We start from the raw sequence: 19880 nt of genomic DNA on the forward strand, positions 1-19880 counted from the left end.
ACAACAGCGGATCTGGATTGCCGATGGTCACGGCGCATCCCACCCCAGGGCCAAGGCGCCGGCCAGGCCCGCCTCGGCCCCCAGGCCTGGCGGCACGATGAAGTCGGCCAACCCCTCGGTCAGCGCGGGGTGGTCGATGTAGCCGCCGATGTGGCGTTCGGCATGATGGCGGACGCGGTCCAACAGGCCGGGGCGCCCGCCGACGCCCCCGCCGATGACGATGCGCTGGGGCGACAGGGCGAACAGCAGGTTGGCCGCCATCTGGCCCAGATAGTCGCCCACCAGGTCCCAGACGGGATGGTCGTCGGCCAGCTCCGTGGCCGGCCGGCCCACGCGCGCCTCGATGGCCGGGCCGCAGGCGAGACCCTCCAGGCAATCGCCGTGATAGGGGCAATGGCCGCCGTAAGCGTCGCGGGCCGGGTCGCGGCGCACCAGCAGGTGGCCACCCTCCGGGTGCACCAGGCCGTGCTGCGGGCGGCCGCCCACCACGACGCCCACGCCAATGCCGGTGCCCACGGTCACGTAGACATGGCTGTCCAGGCCCCGCGCCGCGCCCCAGCGGCCCTCGCCCAGGGCGGCGCCATTGACGTCGGTGTCGATCGCGACGGGGACACCCCCCTCCTTCAAGTGTCCAAGCGCGTTGGCCAGGTTGTCGCGCACCGGCGCGCCGGCCCACCCCGGCTTGGGCGTGCGGGTGATGGCACCGTATTCCGGGCGGTTGGGGTCCAACTGCAGGGGCCCGAAGCTGGCGACGCCCACGGCGTCCAGGCCGCCCATGCGACCGGCCAGCGCGCGCAGCGTCTCCGCGCACCGCGTCAGCGTCTCCTCCGGCGTGGTGGTGGGGATGCGGACAGTCTCGATGGAGTGGGGCCGGGCGGTGCCGTCCATGACGGCCGCGCCCACGACGGCCTTGGTGCCGCCCAGTTCCACCGCGCCAATGCGCCTCATGCCCTGCCTCCCCGCGTTTGAGGCGGGCATCCTGCCAAGGGCGGGGCCGTCTGACAACGGTGGCAATCGTCCGGCCTGATGGTTACGCGACCAACAATCGCTGGATGTCCGGCACCGGCAGGTTGGTCAGGTCCCTGGCCACCTCCGCCACGATGACGTCGCGGGTCGCCGGGGTCAGGTGCTTGCGCAGGATGCCCAGGGCGCGCGGCGGGGCGGCCAGCACCATGCGGCCGATGGTGCCGGTCTGCACCATGCCGTCCAGATGCCGGGCCACGTGGGCCAGGAATTCCGCCTCCGCCTGGTCCTGCCAGTCGGTTTCCTCCGTGGCGCTGCGCACGGTGCCCATGCCGAAGCGGCCGGGCTTGTCGGTGCCCAGCTCGCGGGTGGGCGTGGTCGGCCGCGTCTCCGTGTGCTGGACGGTCAGGTTCAGGGCTTGGGCGTCGCCATCGTTACGCAGGACCAGCATCTTCGCGCCGTCGCATGTCACGATCCAGCTGTGCCGGGCGACCACAATACCATCCATAATCCAATCCCTCCCAGTCGGTGCGCCGTTACCCGGGCTTGCGGGTAACGCCTGTCAGGCAACGACGGACCATGGGAAAGGTTCCTCAAGGTCCGGGATTCCGCTTGTCTCCGCACCCGTCCCCACGCCAGTCTTAGGTGGGAGAGCCGCCAAGCCTTGAGAGGGACCATGACCGTCGCGTCCAACGACCGCCGCCTTCCGTTCCCACTGGCCGGTGTCGGCTTGGGCGGAAGTGGTGGAGTACCGGCCCACGTAAATCGTTGCTTTACCGGAACGGATGGTCGCTGATGGTTCGCTGGCGTCTTCTGGCCTGTGTCGCCCTGGGTCTGGCCACTGTCGGCATGGCTGCGCCGGGAAGGGCCGCGCCGCCGGCGGACGCGGCTGACAGCTTGCGCGCCGTGGTCGAGGCCTCGGCTGATCGACTGGCGTTGGCCCACCAGGTGGCATTGTCGAAGTGGGACAGTGGTGCCGCGGTGGAGGATGGCGGACGCGAGGCGGTGGTGATCATGAGCGCCGTCTCCCAGGGCGAAGGCCAGGGGCTGGAGCGCATCTGGGTGGCCAGCGTCTTCCGCGCGCAGATCGAGGCCAACAAGCTGGTGCAATACGGTCTGATCGCGGATTGGGCGCGCAGCGGGGCGGCGCCGGACCACGCGCCCATTGATCTGGTGCGGGACGTGCGCCCGCAATTGGACACCGTGCAAAAGGCGCTGATGGCCGCCCTGCCGGGGGTGGCCCCCTTGCGCGCCCGCAAGACCTGCCGGGCGGAGGTGGCGGCGGCGGTGAACGACTATCTCTATCGTCGCCAACTGGCGGCGGGCACGCTGGACGCCATCGCGTTGGACCGCGCCATGGTCGGGGTGTGCGGCGGCTAGCCTTGCGTGCAGGGCGCAGGTGGGGTTCGCCCCCCGGGGATGCGGGCGGGACCGGTCTTGGGACAGAATGATTGTCCCATCGACCCGGCCTCTCTGTCGCGGCCCGTATGAAAGCGCATCCCGATGAAAGACCGCATTCGCGTCCGTGAGGACCGTCTCCTATCCAAGGGCTGGTCCGAACTGCGCAGCGTCACCTTCGACTATCACCGGCGCGATGGTGACTGGCAGACCATGACGCGCGAGGTTTATGACCGGGGACACGGCGCCGTCATCCTGCCCTATGATCCGGTTCGCGGCACCGTGCTGTTGATCCGCCAGTTCCGCTACGCCGCCTACGTCACAGGCTACACCACCCCGATGATCGAGGCTGTGGCCGGCCTGCTGGACGACACCTCGCCCGAGGAAACCATCCGTCGTGAGGCGGAGGAGGAGGCCGGCTGCCGCATCGGTGAGGCGCGCAAGGTGTTCGAGGCCTTCATGAGCCCCGGCTCGGTCACCGAGCGCCTGACCTTCTTCGTCGCCCCGTACAGCGCAGCCGACCGTATCGGCGCCGGTGGCGGCCTGGTGGCGGAAGGCGAGGACATCGAGGTGTTGGAACCCACCCTGGATGAGGCGCTGGCCATGGTGGCCGACGGCCGCATCGTGGACGCCAAGACCATCATGATGCTGCAGTACGCCAAGCTGAACGGGCTGGTGGGATAAGGCGGGATGCCTGGTCAGACCTGCCTGACCAAGCCGCCATATCGCGCCACGATCGGATCGGCCGTCAGGAGCGGAATTCCTTCCGCTTGTGATTGGGCGATCAGAATACGGTCGAAGGGATCCCGGTGCAGGGCGGGCAGGGTCTGGACAGCCAGCGCATGAGTGCCGGTGATGGGCAATTCCTCGTAGCCGTTGTCCAGAAGTCCGTGCCGCAGCAGGCGCGGATCAACCTGGAAATCCGCGCGCCCCAGGCTCCGCTTGATCGCCACCTCCCACACGCTGGCGACACTGAACAGGCATTCCTGGCTCAGATCCTCCAACAGGATGCGGACCTCCACCGACAAACGATATGGCTCACTGGCCGCCCACAGAAGAAGGTGGGTGTCGAGCAGCAGCTTCACGGCGTGTCGCCGGCGAAAAGATCAGCGATATCGCCACTGCCCATTCGGTCGAAGTCGCTCGGAATTTGGAATTGTCCCGCGAGGAAGCCCAGGCGACGGGGCTGGCGAGATTCCGTTTCCCCCAGCGCGACCACCTTCACCAAGGGTTTGCCGGCTTTGGCGATAATGAACGTTTCCCCTTGGGCGGCGCGATCGACCAAGCGGGACAGATGGGTTTTGGCTTCGTGGATATTGACTGTCCGCATGGTAAAGCTCCGGGCTATAGCTCAGTCTGTCCGCGAGCGAATTCATCCCTGCAGGCGATTTCCGCCCTTAGGTGACCCGCTCTAAACTAAGTCGACTTAGTTTAACTCAATGCCCATTCCGGCTTCAACGGCAGCTGGTGGGATGCTGGTTAGTCGACATAGACCAGGAACTGCTCATACCGCCCGGTATCCGCCCGGGCGACGATGCGCACGCCGCGGCTGGCGAAGCTGGCCTGGTAAATCTCTTCGGTAAAGCCGCCCCGCAAACGGCGGGCGATGGGCTTCACGTCTTTCACCGCCCCCAGCGGGCCCAAGGTCGCGGCATAGTCGGCCAGGGCCGCCGGGGTGAAATAGGCGGCGCCGTTGGCCGTCAGGTGGTTGGCGTCGGCCCGTCCTTGGGCCAGGCCCTCCAGGAAAGCGCGGGCGGTCGCGGTCTCCTCGGCGCTGGGTTGGGTCGATAGCGGCAGGAGGGCGCCGATCTTCTGGGCGATGCCGGCCGGGTCGCCGTAATCGCTGTTGACCAGCACGACGATGGCCATGCCCAGATCCGGCCATACCCGGTTCTCCGCCAGGAAGCCCGAGACTTCGCCACCGTGGCGCAGCAGGCGGGCGGCGCCGTCGCTGGTGACCGTCAGGCCCAGGCCATAGCGCGTGTCCTGGCCGTTGTTCAGGCGCACGCTCGTTTCCATGGCGCGCCAGCTTTCCGGCCTCAGCAGTTTCCGCTGCATCAACGCGATGTCCCAGCGGGCCAGATCCCGCGGCGTCAGGGCCAGTTGGGCGGCCCCGACCAGCCAACCCGGCGCCTCCTTGGGCGCTGGACGCGGCTGGCCCAGGGCATAGCGGGTATAACCGGCGGCGTCCTTGGGCCCCAGCGGCCCCTGGTCGATGTCGGCGGCATCCAGGCCCAAGGGCTTCAGCACCCGATTGCTGAGGAAGGTGAAGAAGGGCTGGCCCGACGCCTTTTCCACGATGCGCGCGGCGATGGTGAAGCCGGTGTTGGAGTACTGCCAGGCCTCACCCGGCTGGAAATCCAGCGACACCCGGGCCCAGCGGTCGAAGATGCCATCGGCCGAGATGGGCTTTTCCATCATGGCGGGGACGTAGTCCTGCGGCCAGAAATCCCGGTAGCCGGCCGTGTGGCTCAGCACCTGGCGGATGGTGATGCGGTCCCCGTCGGTCAGGTTGGGGATGAACTTGCCCACCGTGTCGTCCAGCGACAGCGCGCCATCCTCCACCAGCACCATCAGGGCGGCGGCCGTGAATTGCTTGGAGACGGACCCGATGGCGAAGCGCTGCGCCGGCGTCGCCGCCACCGCCGGCTCCCGCCGCGCCTGGCCGTAGGCGTGGGCATAGACGATGGCGCCGTCCTGTACCACGGCGATGGAGGCTGCCGGCGTGCCGCTGTCCGCCAGCGCCTGCGTCACCGCCGCATCGATCTTGGCGGTCACGGCGGGGGCGAGATCCGCGCCGGCGGCAGCGCCGGCCAGGAACAGGTTGCCTATGAAAAGGGAGACAAGCAGAGGGCGCATCGATTTCCCAGGATTGACGGCGGCGGCGGCCATCTTGTCACTACCTGGTCCGATGCGGAACCGGCCTTGCTCGGTTCAACGGCGTCACCCTATGGAAAAATGGTGGCGTTTTTCAATGCACCGTCAATGTCGCGTGCCATTGGAAATAACCTAGCAAGGCGGGCTGTCCGTCGTAGGTATCTGTTGTGGTGAGATAAAAGCGCACTTCGATCGGCTGCATCCCGACATGGCTTACCGGCGTTTCCAGAATGTAGACGCTGAATGGTGCGCCGGTGAAGGTGGGCGGGTCGGTGTTGGTGCCGTCGACCAGACAGGGCAGCGGGACTTGCTGTGTCACGACGCGCGCCACGGCGGTCTCCAGTTGACCCGTGTGGCCCTTGCTACCAGCCACGCGCGCCAAACCATAAATGATAACCCCTTGCCCCGTATTGCCCGACAGGGAAACCCCCTGCCAGCGCAGTAGAGGAAGGTGCCGCGCGGCCAGGCGCAAGTTGGCCGATGCCAGGCCGGCGCGCGCCTGCGACGGGGGCGCGATCAAAAAGCAAAGGCTACCCGGCACCGGCGTGGGGGCCGTGGCATCTTGGCTGGGATTGGGACAGGCCGCCAGCACGCTGGCCGTGTCGACGACGAAGCCGAGGTTGATGACGGCAACCATGGGAATGGCGCTCCCTGAACGGGTTATCCATGGGGAAGGTAGGGCCCGCGCTGGTCTCCCCGCGCGGGCCCAAGGCGGCCGTGGCCGCCCACGACCTTAAACGGTCAAGCCACCGTGATGGTCGGATCCCAGTAGAAGTAGCCCACCAGCTCGGGCTGACCGGTGCTGGAGTTGGGCTGGGTCAGGTAGAAGTAGACCTGGTAGTTCTCGGTCCCGTGGTTGATGACCGTGGTTTGCAGGTAATAGTCGAGATCGGTGATCGTGGTGAAGGTGGGCGGGTTGGTGTTCTTGCCGTCGACCAGCGTCGGCTTCGGCTCATAGGGGTTGGACTCGATGGCGGTGATGGTGCCGGTGACCTGGGTGCCGGAAAACTGACGGATGTCGTAGAGGACGACGGACTGATCGCTGTTGCCGGACAGCGACAGGGACCGCCAGCGGATGGTGTCGTTGACCAGGGCGTTGATGTTCAAATCGCCCGTGGCCTGACCGCTGCGCACGAAGGCGCTCTGGGCGATCATATACGAAAAGTTGTGGGCGATGCCGGTCGGGGCATTGGCGTTCTTGCTGGGGTTGGGGTAGGTGGCCAGCAGGGTGACGGTATCGATCACGATTTCGATGTCGATGAATTTGCTCATGGCGCGTCTCCTCGGGTGGGTGGGCTCCCCTCGACATTAAATTGTCATTCAATACGGCAATGCACGTATTGGGGGAGCCAGGCAGAGATAACACCGCCCCAAGGAATCGGCAATCTGTAGGCACAAATAATTAGTGGTAACTCTACCATTACGGGTAAGTGACCACACAGTTGGCAGGCTTGAATATGGGCTGTCGAGTGGGCCGGAAATGACCAAAGGGGCGGCCCCGTTGTGAACGGAGCCGCCCCTTGCATTCAGGCCGGGCGTCGTATGGCGACTTGGGGATGGCGGCCCGCAGCCGGACCCTGGCAGCGGCTTAGCCGGCGCCCTGCACCGCCAGCGCCAGCAGGGCCTGGGCCACGCCCTCGCCATAGGCCGGGTCCGCCTTGGTGCAGTTGGCGATGTGCCGCTCCTGAATGGCCGCCTCCGCCCCACTCAGGGACCGGGCGGTGTTCTCGAACAGCAGCTTCTGCTGCGCCGGGTTCATCTTGCGGAACAGGATGCCCGGCTGCTCCCAATGGTCGTCGTCCACGCGATGGTCCCAATGGGTGGCCGTCCCCTCCAGCGGCAGGGGCGGCTCCGCGAAGTCGGGATGGTCCGTCCATTCGCCATAGCTGTTGGGGTAGTAGTGCAGCGTGCCGCCCTGGTTGCCGTCGGTACGCATGGCACCATCGCGGTGATAGCTGTGGAACGGGCACTTGGGCGCGTTCACCGGGATGTGGTTGAAGTTCACGCCCAGGCGATAGCGCTGCGCGTCCCCGTAGGAGAACAGCCGGGCCTGCAGCATCTTGTCGGGGGAGAAGCCGATGCCGGGCACGATGTTGGCCGGGGAGAAGGCCGCCTGCTCCACCTCGGCGAAGACGTTGTCCGGGTTGCGGTTCAGTTCCATCACCCCGACCTCGATCAGGGGGAAGTCCGCCTTGGGCCAGGTCTTGGTCAGGTCGAAGGGGTTGTGCTTGTGCGCGTTGGCCTGGGCTTCGGTCATGACCTGGATGGACAGGGTCCAGCGCGGGAAATCGCCGGCCTCGATGGCGCCGAACAGGTCGCGCTGGTGGCTTTCGCGGTCCTTGCCGATGACGGCCTCGGACTCCGCGTCCGTCAGGTTCTCGATGCCCTGCTGGCAGGTGAAGTGGAACTTCACCCAATGCCGCTCATTGGCCGCGTTGATCAGGCTGAAGGTGTGGCTGCCGAAGCCGTGCATATGGCGATAGCTGCGCGGAATGCCGCGCTCGCTCATGACGATGGTGACCTGGTGCAGCGCCTCGGGCAGCAGGGTCCAGAAGTCCCAGTTGTTGTTGGCGCTGCGCATGCCGGTCCGCGGGTCCCGCTTCACGGCGTGGTTCAGGTCGGGGAAGCGCAGCGGGTCGCGGAAGAAGAACACGGGCGTGTTGTTGCCCACGATGTCCCAGTTGCCTTCCTCGGTATAGAACTTCACGGCGAAGCCGCGGATGTCGCGCTCCGCGTCCGCGGCGCCGCGCTCGCCAGCCACGGTGGAGAAGCGGACGAACAGGGGCGTCTGCTTGCCCACCTCGGAAAAGATCTTGGCCTTGGTGTAACGGCTGACGTCCTGCGTGACGGTGAAGGTGCCGTGGGCGCCGCTGCCCTTGGCATGCATGCGCCGCTCGGGGATCACCTCGCGATCGAAGTGGGCCAGCTTTTCGATCAGCCAGATGTCCTGCAGCAGGGCGGGGCCGCGCGGTCCGGCGGTCTGGATGTTCACATTGTCCACCACCGGCGCGCCGGTGGCATGCGTCATGGGGGGCTTCGTCGTGTCGGACATGGGATGCGGGCTCCATGAAGGCGTGGGAAAGGCCCCGGGTTTGGCCCGGTGCGTTGACGCCGGATTTGGCAGCGAAGGGCGGGATGGTTTCATTCACAACCCGCCCCGCCCTTGTTGCGCCCGGTGCATCACCGGACGCCGGCCCATGGCTGCGGGGGCCAGCATCCGCCGGCCTGGCTCGTCCTCGGTTTCCCCCAGGGCGGCATGAACCTCACGCCGCTGGCATCACGCGGTGTACCCGCCGTCGATGGTCAGGCAGGCGCCGGTGATGAAGCCCGCCTCCGGCCCCGCCAGATAGGCCACCAGGCTGGCGATCTCGCTGTCCTGGCCCAGGCGGCCGATGGGCATCAGCGTCATCAGGCGGGTCAGCACGGCCGGGTCGGTGGGCACCATGTCGGTGGCGGTGGGGCCCGGCTGGATGGCGTTCACGGTAATGCCCCGGGGGGCCAGGTCGATGGCCATGCCCCGGGTCATGGACGCCACCGCCCCCTTGGTCATGCTGTAGACCGAGGCGCCGGGAAAGGCGGTGCGATCAGCCGCCACGCTGCCGGTGGTGATGACCCGTCCGCCCTTGCCCATGTGGGGCAGGGCCGCCTGCACCGCCGCGAAGGCCGCGCGGACGTTGACCGCCACCATGCGGTCGAAGGTTTCCAGCGGGTAGTCGTCCACCGGGCCATGGGTCAGCAGGCCGGCGTTGTTGATCAGGATGTCCAGCCGGCCATGCAGCTGCGCCACCTCATCCACCGCCTGGCGCAGGGCGATCACGTCGGCGCTGTCGGCGCGGATGGCCAGGGCGCGGCCGCCCGCCGCCTTGATCTCATCCACCAGGGCCGTGGCCGGCGCCTCGGACGAGGCGTAGGTGAAGGCCACGGTGGCGCCGTCATGGGCCAGGCGGCGGACGATGGCGGCGCCGATGCCGCGCGAGCCGCCGGTGACCAGGGCGATCTTTCCGCCGAAGGGAAGGGTCATGATGTCCATCTCCAATTCGTTACAGATGTAACAGTCTAAAATCAGGGTGAATGCGCTTCTTGGGGCCTCATGGCGCTCAAGGAGTATAAGGGGTCACTTCAGGCTCTTCAGCGCCAGGCGGGCCACCCCCCGCAGCGTGTCGGCGCCGGCGCCGGCCCGGGCCGACACCTTCAGCCCGGCCAGGGTGGCGCCCAGAAAGGCGGCGGCCGTGGGCACGTCCACGTCCGTCGCCATTTCGCCCGCCGCCTGGGCGGCGATCAGCTGGGTTTCCAGGGCGTGGGCCAGGGTATGGGCGGAGGCGTCGCCGATGGCCGCGACCTCCGCGTCCGCCCGGCCGAACTCGCACACGGCGCTGACGCCCAGGCAGCTGGGGTGACCGGATGCCACCGCCTTGGCGATGAAGGCCATGAAGGCGTACTCCACCCCCGTCAGCGGTGTGGGCGCCGCCGTCAGGGCGCGGACGATACCGGCCACGTTCTCCTCGTTGTAGCGGCGCAGGGCCGCGAGATAGAGCTGCCGCTTGTCGCCGAAGGTATCGTACAGGCTCTGCCGGCTGATCTTCATGGCGCGCAGCAGCGCCTCGGTCGAGGTGCCCTCGAAGCCGTGCTGGGAGAAAAGGGCGATGGCGGCGGCCAGCGCCACCTCGCCGTCGAATTCCTTGGGTCTTGCCATGACCCTCAGATAGCGATTCCGGACTGATCTGTCCAGAATTAATCGACAAAAAGCCGCACGATTCTTCTAAGCCCCTGGATGTGAAGCGATATTGGCCGCCGCAAAAAGTGCCGCCCTGCAACATTTAACAAGGCTTAACGCCAAATTGGTGCAGGTCCGGACAATAGTGGTGCGGTTGGCGCACATACACTGCAAGGCGAATGGGGGCTGAGCCGCCGCCTGGTTGGGGTCCGTCGTGGACCTCTGGCATCCCCCTTGTGATCACCAGACCTGGGCCCCGCGGTTTGCCGACTGCCGGCCCGGAACAGAGATGAGGGACGCGAGATGTCAGACGTTGCGATGAAGTACTTCTACGCCACCGCCATCCACGGGTCGATGCGGGCGGCCAGCCAGAAGATGAACGTGGCGGTGTCCTCCGTCAGTCGCCAGATCGCCCAGCTGGAGGCGGCCATGGGCATGCCCTTGCTGGAGACGGGCCGGCGGTCGGTCAAGCTGACCACCGCCGGGCAAATGGTGTTCGACTATTACCAGGCGCAGATGGCCGACCGTGAGGCCTTCACCGCCCGGCTGGAGGCGTTGCGCGGCATGCGCATGGGCACGGTGGAACTGGCGGTGGGCGAGGGCTGTACCGTCCAGGCCGTCCAGGGCGTGCTGGAGACCTTCCAGAGTCGCTATCCCGGCGTCGAACTGGCGCTGCACACCGTCTCCACCGCCGAACTGGTGCGCATGGTGGTGGATGACGAGGTGCACATCGCCATCGGCGCCCAGGTTCCCAGCGATCCCAAGGTGCGGATCCGCACCTCCGCCCGCCAGCCGCTGATGGTGGTCAGCCGTCCCGACCATGCCGTGGCCAAGCGCGGGGCGGTGACCCTGCAGGACCTGTCCGCCCACGATCTCTGCCTGTCGCCGCGCGACACCCGCATCCGGCAGCTGCTGTCGGCGGCGGAAATGCGCCACCAGGTCTGGCTGCGCGCCACCATCACCACCAATTCCGTCCACACCATGCGGGAAATGGCGCTCAGCGGCCGCGCCGCCACCATCCTGCCGCGTGCCGCCGTGCTGGCCGATCTTGAGGACGGCTGCCTGGTGGCGACCCCGCTCTGCGATGTCGAGGCCGACACCACCACCGTCGATTTGGTGACCCGCCTGGGGCGCCAGCTGCCCCATGCCGCCACGCTGGCCCTGTCGCTGCTGGAACAGCAGGTGCACCGCTGGGGCCAGTGCGGCGGCTATCAGACGGGCGCCCCCGTCACCGCGCCGATGGCGGCCGTCCACGGTCGGGCCGAGCGCCGCGTGGGGTTGGAGGCCGTCGCCTGAGCCTGTCACGCCGCCGGTGTCACGGAAGGGGCGGGGCCGTTGGGTCCCGCCTCATCCGCATCCGAGGGACGCTTGGGTGAGTTATCCTCGTCCCCGGCTGATGCGCACCGACACGCCGTCGATGATGGCGGGAACGGGGGCGGAGGGTTTGTCCACCTGCACCGTGATGGTGTCGATGCGGGGGAATTCATCCAGCAAGGTGCCGGCCACCGCCTCCGCCACCGCCTCGATGGTCATGAAGCGCCGGGCGGTGGCCACCCGTGTGGTGGCCGCCGTCAGCTTGGCGTAACACACGCTCAAATCCCAATCGTCGGCCTTGCCCGCCACCGACAGGTCCAGCGTGCAGTCTAGCGAGATAAAAAACCGCTGGCCCAGCTTGGCCTCCTCCGCCGTCAGACCGTGATGGGCGTAGATGGCGATGCGATGGACCAGGATGTGGTCGGTCATGGGGTGGCTTCCTCTCAAGGCCGGGGTCGACGCCGCTGGGCCCGGCACAGGCTGCCCTTTCCCCGGGGCGCTGTCACGCCGTTCCGTTACGTCTTGCCCCGCCGGCGCTGTGGCATAAATGTGGGCATGTGATTTGGCCGTTGCGCCGGGGAAGGCGCCGTCGCAGGGTGGCCTTCTCCATCCTTATGGCCATCCCCCCAGCGGGTTCTCCCGTGAAACCGGATCGTATGCCCATGCCTGCCGCCCCAGCCGGGACTCTCGCCGCCCACCGCCAGCGTTTGCGCCTGGATTGCCCCGTTGTCTTCCCCGGCTTCCGTACCCTGACCCCGGCGGAGGAGTTCCGGGCCGTGGCCGACTGGTGCGACGCGAACGGCGTCACCCATGACCAATACGGCCAGGGTGATCTGCTGACCGCGTTCGAGGGCACGGTGGCGGGCTTGCTGGGCAAGGAGGCGGCGGCCTTCATGCCCAGCGGCGTCATGGCCCAGTTGATCGCCATGCGGCTGTGGACGGAGGTCAGCGGCGTGCCCCGCTTCGGCATGCCCCACACCTCCCACCTGGCCTTGCATGAGGAGGAGGCCTACCAGGCCCTGTTCAATTTCCACGGCGTGCCGGTGGGGGATCGCCGCCGGCCCATCCTGGCCCGCGACCTGGCGGCCGTGTCCCAGCCGCTGGCCTGCCTGCTGGTGGAGCTGCCCCTGCGTGAGATCGGCGGGCAGCTGCCGGATTGGGATGAGTTGCAGGCCCTGAAGGAGTTGGCGCGATCGCGCCAGCTGCCGCTGCACATGGACGGCGCCCGTCTGTGGGAAAGTCGCGCCTATTACGGCCGCAGCTATGCCGAGATCGCCGCCGGCTTCGCCTCCGTCTACGTCTCGGTTTACAAGGGCATCGGCGGCATCGCCGGCGCGGTGCTGGCGGGCGACGTCGATTTCGTTGCCAACGCCCGGCTGTGGCAGCGGCGCCTGGGGGGCACATTGGTGCGGCAGAGCCCCATGGTGGCCACCGCCGCCATGCGGTTCGAGACGCGGCTGGCCCAGATGGACGCCTGCTACCGCCGCGCGCTGGACCTGGCGGCGGGTCTGGCCGGCATTCCCGGCATCCGTCTGAATCCCGCCGTGCCGCAGACCAACATGCTGCACATCTTCTTCGACCGCCCGGCGGAGGTGGTGGCGGAGACGCGGGATGCCATCGCCAGCGGCGACGGCCGCTGGGTGGCGGGGGAAATCCGCCCCACCGACGTGCCGGGCTGGAGCGTGACGGAGCTGTATGTCGGCGATACCCTGCTGGGCCTCGACAACGCCCAGGTGCTGTCCTACTTCGCCCGGCTGGCCGGCGCCTAACGGTATTCCCGCACATCAACCCCCATCGCGCGCACGGCCCAGCGCCGGTGCCAGCGCAGGTCGGTCAGCGACAGCGGCGTGATGTCCAGCCGCCAGAAGGCGGCCGGCGGCGCGTCCAGCACCAGGCCCACCGCCATGCGGATGACGGCCGGGTGGGTCACGGCCAAGGTATGTCCTTCCCGTGCCGCGTGCCCCAGCCACGCTACTACCCGGTCCCGCAGTTGCGCCAGCGACTCGCCCCCGTGGGGCTTGGCCTCCGGGTCGCTCAGCCAGGCGCCGACAGCGTCCGCCTCATGGGCCGATAGCTCGGCCAGGCTGCGGCCTTGCCAGGCGCCCACGTCCAGGTCGGATAGCGCCGTGTCCTCGTGCGCCTCCACGTCCAGGGCGTCGGCCAGTGTTGCGGCGGTCTGCCGGGTGCGGGTCTCCGGCGCCATCCATAGGCGGTCGACCTTGCGCAAGGCGCGCACCTCCGCCAGCAGGGCGGCCTGGGCCAGGCCCGCGTCTTCCGCCCCCTCATCCGGTCTGGGAAAGACGGCGTCGCGCTGCGCCCGGGTGGGGGCGTGGGCCAGCAGTGTCAGGCGGCCAATCACATCGGGGGCGGTCATCGAGATAGTCCTTGAACGCGGTGCCGCCCCTCCCTACCATCTCAGGATCGCCCGCGCACGGGGGAAGCCGGTGCAAATCCGGCACGGTCGCGCCACTGTAACCGCGAGTCCCAGCCTTTTGGGGCGTGCGGAAGCCAGACCCTCCGTCGCACAGATTGACCGCATACGGGACGCGTAATCCCAGGGAGCGTTTTTCATGGCCCACGCCGCCACCCATTCCGGCACCCCCGCCGTCGCCCTGCCCGTGATCTCCGCCGCCGAACTGCTGCCCTGGGCCGTGTTCGGTGGCCTGCTGCTGGTGCTGATGGTCTATTTCGTGGGGGCGGAGCAGGGCGCCACCTCCCTGATCCAGGGCCGTGAGGTGCATGAGTTCGTGCACGACGCCCGCCACCTGCTGGGCTTCCCCTGCCACTGAGGCGGGCGGACCCTCGCCATCATGGTTGGAATTTATCTCGCCCGCGGGATGCTCATCGGCATCCTGGCGGGTTTGCTCGCCTTCGGCGTGGCCACGCTGATCGGCGAGCCACCGGTCGAACGCGCCATCGCCTTTGAGGCGGCCCATGGTCATGAGCACCATGACCAGGCCGTCTCCCCTGACGCGGCCGCAAGCGGGCACGGCCATCATCACCATGGCGCGGAGGCGGCGGGTGATGAGGAAGAAGAGCTGTTCAGCCGCGGCACCCAAGGCGGCTGGGGCCTGCTGACCGGGTTGCTGGTCTACGGCGCCTCCGTGGGCGGGCTGTTCGCCCTGATCTACGCCTACGCCCAGGGCCGCATGGGCGCCCTGGGGCCGCGCGGCCTGGCTGCCGTGCTGGCCCTGCTGGGCTTCCTGGCCGTGGTGCTGGTGCCGGCCTTCAAGTATCCCGCCAATCCGCCGGCGGTGGGCGATCCCGACACCATCCAGCAGCGCACCGCCCTGTTCTTCGTCCTGCTGATCCTGTCCGTCGCCGCCATGGTGGCGGCCGTGGTCACCGCCCGCCGGCTGGCCGCCCGCTGGGGAGGCTGGAACGCCGCCCTCGCCGGCGGCGCCCTGTTCCTGGCGGTCATGGCCGTGGCGGGGTACGCGCTGCCCGAGGTGAACGAGGTGCCTGACGCCTTCCCCGCCCAGCTGCTGTGGCGCTTCCGCATCGCCTCCTGGGGCATCCACGCCACCCTCTGGGCCGCCTTGGGCCTGGGCTATGGCTGGTTGTGCGAACGGGCGCTGTCCCGCGACCTTCAGGCTCAGCGCCGGGGTGACCGGCCAGCGCTGTTCTGATGTCACGCCGGGCAGCCATTCATGACCGGTCGGTGACAGCGGTCCGCCGCCGACCGTAGAAAGGAACGGTCCCTGCGCAGGATCGCTCCGCCCCATGTCCATCGCCGTCTTCGCCATCGTCCTGTTCGCGGCCCTGCTGCACGCCACCTGGAACGCCTTGGTCAAGGGCGCCGGGGACAAGCTGATGGCCGCCGTCCTGGTGGCGGGGGGCGCGGCGCTCATCGCCATCGTGACGCTGCCCTTCCTGCCCCTGCCGGCGGTGGAAAGCTGGCCCTACCTGGCGACGTCCAGCATCCTGCAAATCCTTTACCTGACCCTGGTCGCGCGGGCCTATCACGTGGCGGATATGAGCCAGACCTATCCCCTGATGCGGGGGACGGCGCCCCTGCTGGTGGCGCTGGCCAGTGGGCTGTGGCTGCATGAGGCGCTGTCCCTTCCTGCCCTGCTGGGGGTGGGTGTGATCTGCGCCGGCATCCTCAGCATGGCCTGGATGGGCCGGCGCGGCGGGTCGAATCCTACGGGCGGGGGCGCCGGCGGCACCCGGTTGGCTCTGCTGACCGCCGTGGTCATCGCTGGTTACACCCTGGTCGACGGCCACGGCGTGCGCTTGTCGGGTGCGCCAGCGTCCTATGTGCTGTGGGGTGTCTTGCTCAACGGCCTGCCGCTGGTGGCTTGGGCGTTGCTGGCCCGGCGCCGGACATTCCTGCAGCACGTCATCCGCCAATGGCCGCGTGGCTTGGCGGGCGGCGCCGGCACCCTGATCTCGTACGGCTTGGCGCTCTGGGCCATGACCGTGGCGCCGGTGGCCGTCATCGCCGCCCTGCGTGAAAGCTCCATCCTGTTCGGTACCGCCATCGCCGGCCTGGTGCTGAAGGAACGGGTGGGCCCCCGCCGCTTGGCCGCCGCCTGCCTCATCGCCGTGGGCGCCATGGTGCTGCGCTTGGCCTGAGGCAGGCGTCCGAGGGGGCGCGTCAGGCCGCCCGGGCCAGCCCGGCCTCGTCCCAGCCGGTGTCGCGATGCCAGCGCGCGGCGATGCGCCCGTGTTCCAGGGCGAACAGGGTCAGCCAGCCGTTGTCGAACAGCGCCCGGACCTGGTCGTGGCGGGCCAGCACCTCGGCGATGGCGTGCCGCGGCGCCTCCACCAGCACCGACAGGCGCAGGGGCGCGTGGGCCAGCCTTTCCCCGTCATGGACCGCCTGCCAGGGTAGGCCGGTGCGCAGCATGCCGCCGTTGCCCTCCACCACGCCGATGCCGGCGGTGACATTGTGGATCAGCTTGTCCCCGCCACCGAACAGCGCGGGCGCCACAGCCGACCCGTAATATTGCAGGCTGATCCAGCTGGCCACCACCACCGGCGCCGTCAGGATCAATTCCAGGGTGGCGAAGTCGCGATCCGACCGCCAGTCGTAGGAATGCAGAAACGCCCGGCCCTTAAGGTCGCCCGAGGCGGTGACGGCGCGCGGGGCTGCGACGAACGCGGCACACCCGGCCAGCCCCCATTCCGGCCGAATTTCCGCCCAGTTGTAGGCCCGGGCCGGCAGCGACGCCGCGCTGGCGCCGGGAAGGCGTGTCGCCCGTTCCAGGCGCACCTGGCGCCCCGCCCGTTCCAGCCAGTCGCGCGCCCGGCGGATGTCGGCCTCATGGTCGCGGCCGGCGCCATCGGTATAAAGGGTGACGCGGTCGGTCACCGTGTCATGCAGGCCGGCCAGGAACAAGGTGTCGGCCGGCAGCTCGACACCATGGGCCGGCAAGCCCGCCCGCGTCTCCGGATCGTTCAGCAGGCCGGCCAGCAGGCGGGCGGAAACATCGCCCTGATGGCCGCCGCAGGCGCCGCAGTGATAGGCGCTGTGGTGCGGGTTGTTGTGCAGCGTCGCCCCATGGCCGATCAGCAGCACTAGGCGCGCATGTCCCTGGGTCAACGACATGGCTTTCAGCACCTGTGCCGCGGTCGCCGCCTTCACATCCGCCGGCAGGGCGGGCGTGAAGGCCGGCGCCGGGTCGGTTCCCCGTGCCCGACCCAGCCCCAGAGCGTCGCGCAGCAGCTTCACGGCGTACAGGGGGCCCGCCGACTCCACGAAGGCGAAGGAGGATACCGCCGCCTGGCGGAACCGCCCAAGGGCGCGGGCGGAGCGGGCGGCGATGCGCCGCTGCCGGTCCTGGACGGGCGCCAGGGGGACGCCCGAGCGCAGGAGGGGCGGTAACAGGACGGGCAGCCGCGCCTCCCTCAGGTCGGACGCCGCCGGCTGGTGGTCCACGGGCAGGCCGAAGAAGCCGGCGAACCCCAGCGTGCCGATGCCGGTGTCCAGGCTTTCCAGGGCCCGGCGGAACGGTTCGGAGCGCACGTCGATGCAGAACGCGGCCTGCATCACGGGCCGATCCTGGGGTGCCGCTGCGCCGGCTCCCCGCAGCACGGTGTCCAGCCCCCGCTGATAGGCCATTTCCGCCGCCTGCTGCAGGATGGTGTCGGCCACCAGGTCGGCGTCCGGCGCCACCGGCCGCGCGTGGGCGGCCAGAACCTCAGCCCACGCCGGGGCCACCGCGGGCACGTGGGCCAGCAGGGCCTCCTCCCACACCAGGCGGATCGCCAGCAGGTCGGCCAGCGTGCCGTCGCTCTCGCCCGCCAATTCGGCCCGCCATTGCAGCCAGCGCGCATGCTGGGCCCAGCCCCCAAGGTCGATCAGCAGCCGGTGGAAGGTTGTCACTGCCGCCTCGGCCGTCAGGTTCAGCGCGGCGGCGGCGCGCAGCAGGGCGCGGCCGGGGGTGTCGGGGCAGTTGGCGACATGGCGGCAGAAACCCGTCAGGCCGGCCAGTTCGGGCGTCAGGTCATGGGTCGCCCATTCCCGCCAGGCGGTGAAGGCCGACGATCCCGGGGCCGGCGTCCACAGGGCCTGACCCCGGTCAAAATGACCCGCCGCACACAGTCCCACGCAGCGATTGATGATCGCCGGCCAGTCGGTGCCGGTGGCGCGCGCCGCCAGATCCGCGATGGTGGGCAGCGCCTGCGGGGCGGGCTGGCCCTGGCGCGCCAGCGCCGTCAGGGCGGCCACGTCGGCCGGCTTGGCCGCATGGGGGCAGGCGGCCAGTGCCGCCGCCAGGTCACCGGCGGTGATCTCCCCCGCGGCGATCATGGCGGCATAGTCCTGGCGGTCGCGGGTCAGGCGGACCCCGGCGACGCGGGCCAGCCGGGCGGCGGCCTGCGCCAAATCTTCGCCCGTCTGGCCCAGGAAGGGGTTGACGGCCACGGTGGCGTCCAGGGGGAAGGCCGGCGGGATGGCGCGCATCGCCGCCTCGGCCGCCGCGAACAGGGCCTTGGCCGGTGCCGGCGCGATGTCGAGCTGATCATGGAACACGGGGGTGGTCTCCCAGAAGGATGGTTTGGGCGATCATCAGGACCGGACGGTGCGGAAGCCGCCGATCAGCCGATCGAAGGCGGCGTTGAGGTAGAACCCGTTGGCGATGTGGACCCGCAGGCCCGCCGCCGCCGGATGGTGCGCCCAGTGGGGGAACAGCGCCTGCGCCACCGCCACGGCGCAGAAGGAGGTGACGGTCAGCCCGATCAGCGCCCATTCCAGCGCGCCCGCCACCGGCGGGGCGGGCAGGGTGCCGCCGGCCGCGTGCACCGCCAGGGCCTGCAGCCCGAAGTAGGAGAGGGTGACCGCGGTGGAGGCGACCAGCGTGCGCTGGGTCAAGGCCCGGGGTGCGGCATCCGCCAGCCCTTGCGCCACCAGATAGGCGACGCCGGACACCAGGATCAGGCCCAGGGCCAGCGCCTGCGGCGACTTGGGCCCGGCCAGCAGGGTGAAGCCAACGGCGGCCAGGCCGTAGAGGGCCAGCGCCAGCAGGAAGGCGCGGATCACCGCGCCTAAGCCGGGGGTCGCCACGGGACCGGGGCGCCGGGTGGCCTGCACCGCGCCGATGGCCCCACCGGAGGACAGGAAGGCATGCGCCTTGTAGAGCGAGTGCGCCAGGATGTGCAGCATCGCCACCGGCCACAGGCCCAGCCCGCATTGCAGCAGCATGAAGCCCATCTGCGCGACCGTGGACCAGGCCAGCGCCGTCTTGACGGCACTTTGCGTCAGCATGACCAGGGCGCCGAACAGGGCCATGAAGCCACCCAGCATCACCAGCGCCGCCATGGCCCCTGGACTGGCCTGGACCAGCCACGCCAGGCGGATCAGCAGCAGACCGCCGCTGTTGATGATGCCGGCATGCAACAGGGCCGACACGGGCGTCGGCGCCTCCATCACCTCGGTCAGCCAGCCGTGCAGGGGGAAGGCCGCCGTCTTCAGAAGGGCGGCCAGGACCAGCAGGCCGGCGGCCCCTTGCGCCGCCGGGGAAAGCGGCGCCGTCCGGGCGGCCGCCTCGATCGTCGCGATGTCCATGGTGCCATAGGCCAGCCACAGCAAGCCGGTGGCCAGGATCAGCGCGGCGTCGCCGGCCCCCCAGACCAGGGTGAACTTCGCGGCCGCGCGCCGCGCCGGCGCCCGATCCGGGAAGAACAGCAGCAACTGGCGCAGCACCAGGCCGATGGCCGCCAGCGCCGGCACCAGCAGCGCCAGGCTGCCGGCCTGCACCTGCAGCAGCACCAGGCCCAGGGCCGTCAGCATCAGGGCATGGAACCGCCCTTCGCGCGCGGCGCCGTCCAGGTAGGTGCGGCTGTAGCGGGTCACCACCCAACCGATGAAGGCGACTGCCGGCGCCACCAGGGCGTTGACGACATCCAGGCGCAGCAGCGGCCCGTCATTCCCCGCCCCCTGGAACGCGAACCGTGTCGCGCCGGCCAGGCACAGCGCCAAGGCGGCCAACGCCGCGCCCTCGGCGATCGCGGGGATGGGCTTGGGGCGCCGGCCGGGGCGCAGCAGGGCGATGACTGCCGCAGCCAGCAGCACGGCCGGGGCAAGGCTCGACAACGGCATCGAACTCTCCAGGAAACGCGGCCCAGGATTGGACAGCAGCCAGGAGATAGCGCTTACGCGAGTTGCAGA

General features: G+C 69.2%; 21 protein-coding genes and 1 riboswitch. Of the genes, 7 read left to right on the forward strand and 14 right to left on the reverse strand.

Annotated elements, in window-relative coordinates; translation table 11 throughout:
* Positions 1-27 precede the first annotated feature (27 nt).
* Both UAJ10_RS08110 and UAJ10_RS08115 read right to left on the reverse strand, forming a co-directional pair.
* Positions 28-948: an ROK family protein gene (locus UAJ10_RS08110; protein WP_322914881.1), complete on the reverse strand. Its 921-nt coding sequence runs from the start codon at positions 946-948 to the stop codon at positions 28-30.
* 82 nt (positions 949-1030) lie between these two features.
* Positions 1031-1471: a host attachment family protein gene (locus UAJ10_RS08115; RefSeq protein WP_322914882.1), complete on the reverse strand. Its 441-nt coding sequence runs from the start codon at positions 1469-1471 to the stop codon at positions 1031-1033.
* Between the two features lie 287 nt (positions 1472-1758).
* Here UAJ10_RS08115 and UAJ10_RS08120 point away from each other — a divergent pair, with 287 nt between their 5' ends.
* Positions 1759-2343, forward strand: coding sequence for a chorismate mutase (locus UAJ10_RS08120; protein WP_322914883.1), 585 nt, complete (start codon positions 1759-1761; stop codon positions 2341-2343).
* A gap of 123 nt (positions 2344-2466) precedes the next feature.
* Positions 2467-3045, forward strand: coding sequence for an NUDIX domain-containing protein (locus tag UAJ10_RS08125; protein ID WP_322914884.1), 579 nt, complete (start codon positions 2467-2469; stop codon positions 3043-3045).
* A gap of 14 nt (positions 3046-3059) precedes the next feature.
* On the opposite strand, the gene UAJ10_RS08130 is transcribed toward UAJ10_RS08125, so the two are convergent.
* From UAJ10_RS08130 to UAJ10_RS08165, 8 genes are all read right to left on the reverse strand, one after another.
* Positions 3060-3446, reverse strand: coding sequence for a type II toxin-antitoxin system VapC family toxin (locus UAJ10_RS08130; protein WP_322914885.1), 387 nt, complete (start codon positions 3444-3446; stop codon positions 3060-3062).
* A complete protein-coding gene (locus UAJ10_RS08135) occupies positions 3443-3691 on the reverse strand; it encodes a type II toxin-antitoxin system Phd/YefM family antitoxin (protein ID WP_322914886.1) in 249 nt (82 codons plus the stop codon). Before UAJ10_RS08135 ends, UAJ10_RS08130 begins: the two co-directional genes overlap by 4 nt.
* A gap of 149 nt (positions 3692-3840) precedes the next feature.
* Complete coding sequence (locus tag UAJ10_RS08140) at positions 3841-5220, reverse strand: serine hydrolase domain-containing protein (protein WP_322914887.1); 1380 nt, start codon at positions 5218-5220, stop codon at positions 3841-3843.
* 112 nt (positions 5221-5332) lie between these two features.
* On the reverse strand, positions 5333-5875 hold the full coding sequence (locus UAJ10_RS08145; RefSeq protein WP_322914888.1) for an AidA/PixA family protein: 543 nt from the start codon (positions 5873-5875) through the stop codon (positions 5333-5335).
* A gap of 104 nt (positions 5876-5979) precedes the next feature.
* Positions 5980-6510, reverse strand: coding sequence for an inclusion body family protein (locus UAJ10_RS08150; RefSeq protein ID WP_322914889.1), 531 nt, complete (start codon positions 6508-6510; stop codon positions 5980-5982).
* Positions 6511-6826: 316 nt separating this feature from the next.
* Positions 6827-8290 (reverse strand): catalase, encoded by a 1464-nt coding sequence (locus tag UAJ10_RS08155; RefSeq protein ID WP_322914890.1) that lies wholly within the window; start codon positions 8288-8290, stop codon positions 6827-6829.
* 225 nt (positions 8291-8515) lie between these two features.
* Positions 8516-9259, reverse strand: coding sequence for a 3-oxoacyl-ACP reductase family protein (locus tag UAJ10_RS08160; protein WP_322914891.1), 744 nt, complete (start codon positions 9257-9259; stop codon positions 8516-8518).
* 93 nt (positions 9260-9352) lie between these two features.
* On the reverse strand, positions 9353-9931 hold the full coding sequence (locus UAJ10_RS08165; protein WP_322914892.1) for a TetR/AcrR family transcriptional regulator: 579 nt from the start codon (positions 9929-9931) through the stop codon (positions 9353-9355).
* Positions 9932-10255: 324 nt separating this feature from the next.
* On the opposite strand from UAJ10_RS08165, the gene UAJ10_RS08170 reads away from it, so the two are divergent.
* Positions 10256-11248 carry a LysR family transcriptional regulator gene (locus UAJ10_RS08170; RefSeq protein ID WP_322914893.1) on the forward strand — a complete coding sequence of 331 codons (993 nt, stop codon included), beginning with the start codon at positions 10256-10258 and terminating at the stop codon, positions 11246-11248.
* Positions 11249-11329: 81 nt separating this feature from the next.
* Here UAJ10_RS08170 and folB read toward each other — a convergent pair whose 3' ends face one another.
* On the reverse strand, positions 11330-11695 hold the full coding sequence (gene folB, locus UAJ10_RS08175; protein WP_322914894.1) for a dihydroneopterin aldolase: 366 nt from the start codon (positions 11693-11695) through the stop codon (positions 11330-11332).
* A 233-nt stretch (positions 11696-11928) separates the two neighbouring features.
* Between folB and UAJ10_RS08180 the strand changes: the two genes are divergently transcribed.
* Complete coding sequence (locus UAJ10_RS08180) at positions 11929-13035, forward strand: threonine aldolase family protein (RefSeq protein ID WP_322914895.1); 1107 nt, start codon at positions 11929-11931, stop codon at positions 13033-13035.
* Here UAJ10_RS08180 and UAJ10_RS08185 read toward each other — a convergent pair.
* Positions 13032-13640: a histidine phosphatase family protein gene (locus UAJ10_RS08185; RefSeq protein ID WP_322914896.1), complete on the reverse strand. Its 609-nt coding sequence runs from the start codon at positions 13638-13640 to the stop codon at positions 13032-13034. The genes UAJ10_RS08180 and UAJ10_RS08185 overlap by 4 nt on opposite strands.
* A gap of 60 nt (positions 13641-13700) precedes the next feature.
* Positions 13701-13782: riboswitch (cobalamin riboswitch) on the forward strand.
* Between the two features lie 54 nt (positions 13783-13836).
* Here UAJ10_RS08185 and UAJ10_RS08190 point away from each other — a divergent pair.
* The 3 genes from UAJ10_RS08190 (at position 13837) to UAJ10_RS08200 (ending at position 15844) form a co-directional block, all read left to right on the forward strand.
* Positions 13837-14055: a CbtB domain-containing protein gene (locus UAJ10_RS08190; protein ID WP_322914897.1), complete on the forward strand. Its 219-nt coding sequence runs from the start codon at positions 13837-13839 to the stop codon at positions 14053-14055.
* A 21-nt stretch (positions 14056-14076) separates the two neighbouring features.
* Positions 14077-14895, forward strand: coding sequence for a CbtA family protein (locus UAJ10_RS08195; RefSeq protein WP_322914898.1), 819 nt, complete (start codon positions 14077-14079; stop codon positions 14893-14895).
* A 94-nt stretch (positions 14896-14989) separates the two neighbouring features.
* Positions 14990-15844 (forward strand): EamA family transporter, encoded by an 855-nt coding sequence (locus tag UAJ10_RS08200; protein ID WP_322914899.1) that lies wholly within the window; start codon positions 14990-14992, stop codon positions 15842-15844.
* Positions 15845-15866: 22 nt separating this feature from the next.
* Here UAJ10_RS08200 and UAJ10_RS08205 read toward each other — a convergent pair whose 3' ends face one another.
* Together UAJ10_RS08205 and UAJ10_RS08210 are read right to left on the reverse strand one after the other, a co-directional pair.
* On the reverse strand, positions 15867-18245 hold the full coding sequence (locus UAJ10_RS08205; protein ID WP_322914900.1) for a YbcC family protein: 2379 nt from the start codon (positions 18243-18245) through the stop codon (positions 15867-15869).
* Between the two features lie 36 nt (positions 18246-18281).
* Entirely contained in the window at positions 18282-19811 is a 1530-nt protein-coding gene (locus UAJ10_RS08210; protein WP_322914901.1) for a proton-conducting transporter transmembrane domain-containing protein, read from the reverse strand.
* Positions 19812-19880: the final 69 nt, after the last annotated feature.

The sequence above is a fragment of the Nitrospirillum guaranorum genome, from assembly GCF_034653275.1.
GTDB lineage: Bacteria > Pseudomonadota > Alphaproteobacteria > Azospirillales > Azospirillaceae > Nitrospirillum.

What these genes read in the sequence shown, in the direction of transcription:
- UAJ10_RS08110 (WP_322914881.1), bottom strand. Translation starts at nt 948, where the DNA reads ATGAGGCGCATTGGCGCGGTGGAACTGGGCGGCACCAAGGCCGTCGTG.
- UAJ10_RS08150 (WP_322914889.1), bottom strand. Translation starts at nt 6,510, where the DNA reads ATGAGCAAATTCATCGACATCGAAATCGTGATCGATACCGTCACCCTG.
- UAJ10_RS08170 (WP_322914893.1), top strand. Translation starts at nt 10,256, where the DNA reads ATGTCAGACGTTGCGATGAAGTACTTCTACGCCACCGCCATCCACGGG.
- UAJ10_RS08135 (WP_322914886.1), bottom strand. Translation starts at nt 3,691, where the DNA reads ATGCGGACAGTCAATATCCACGAAGCCAAAACCCATCTGTCCCGCTTG.
- UAJ10_RS08140 (WP_322914887.1), bottom strand. Translation starts at nt 5,220, where the DNA reads ATGCGCCCTCTGCTTGTCTCCCTTTTCATAGGCAACCTGTTCCTGGCC.
- UAJ10_RS08195 (WP_322914898.1), top strand. Translation starts at nt 14,077, where the DNA reads ATGGTTGGAATTTATCTCGCCCGCGGGATGCTCATCGGCATCCTGGCG.
- UAJ10_RS08155 (WP_322914890.1), bottom strand. Translation starts at nt 8,290, where the DNA reads ATGTCCGACACGACGAAGCCCCCCATGACGCATGCCACCGGCGCGCCG.
- UAJ10_RS08160 (WP_322914891.1), bottom strand. Translation starts at nt 9,259, where the DNA reads ATGACCCTTCCCTTCGGCGGAAAGATCGCCCTGGTCACCGGCGGCTCG.
- UAJ10_RS08200 (WP_322914899.1), top strand. Translation starts at nt 14,990, where the DNA reads ATGTCCATCGCCGTCTTCGCCATCGTCCTGTTCGCGGCCCTGCTGCAC.
- UAJ10_RS08180 (WP_322914895.1), top strand. Translation starts at nt 11,929, where the DNA reads ATGCCTGCCGCCCCAGCCGGGACTCTCGCCGCCCACCGCCAGCGTTTG.
- UAJ10_RS08210 (WP_322914901.1), bottom strand. Translation starts at nt 19,811, where the DNA reads ATGCCGTTGTCGAGCCTTGCCCCGGCCGTGCTGCTGGCTGCGGCAGTC.
- UAJ10_RS08190 (WP_322914897.1), top strand. Translation starts at nt 13,837, where the DNA reads ATGGCCCACGCCGCCACCCATTCCGGCACCCCCGCCGTCGCCCTGCCC.
- UAJ10_RS08120 (WP_322914883.1), top strand. Translation starts at nt 1,759, where the DNA reads ATGGTTCGCTGGCGTCTTCTGGCCTGTGTCGCCCTGGGTCTGGCCACT.
- folB (WP_322914894.1), bottom strand. Translation starts at nt 11,695, where the DNA reads ATGACCGACCACATCCTGGTCCATCGCATCGCCATCTACGCCCATCAC.
- UAJ10_RS08185 (WP_322914896.1), bottom strand. Translation starts at nt 13,640, where the DNA reads ATGACCGCCCCCGATGTGATTGGCCGCCTGACACTGCTGGCCCACGCC.
- UAJ10_RS08125 (WP_322914884.1), top strand. Translation starts at nt 2,467, where the DNA reads ATGAAAGACCGCATTCGCGTCCGTGAGGACCGTCTCCTATCCAAGGGC.
- UAJ10_RS08145 (WP_322914888.1), bottom strand. Translation starts at nt 5,875, where the DNA reads ATGGTTGCCGTCATCAACCTCGGCTTCGTCGTCGACACGGCCAGCGTG.
- UAJ10_RS08165 (WP_322914892.1), bottom strand. Translation starts at nt 9,931, where the DNA reads ATGGCAAGACCCAAGGAATTCGACGGCGAGGTGGCGCTGGCCGCCGCC.
- UAJ10_RS08115 (WP_322914882.1), bottom strand. Translation starts at nt 1,471, where the DNA reads ATGGATGGTATTGTGGTCGCCCGGCACAGCTGGATCGTGACATGCGAC.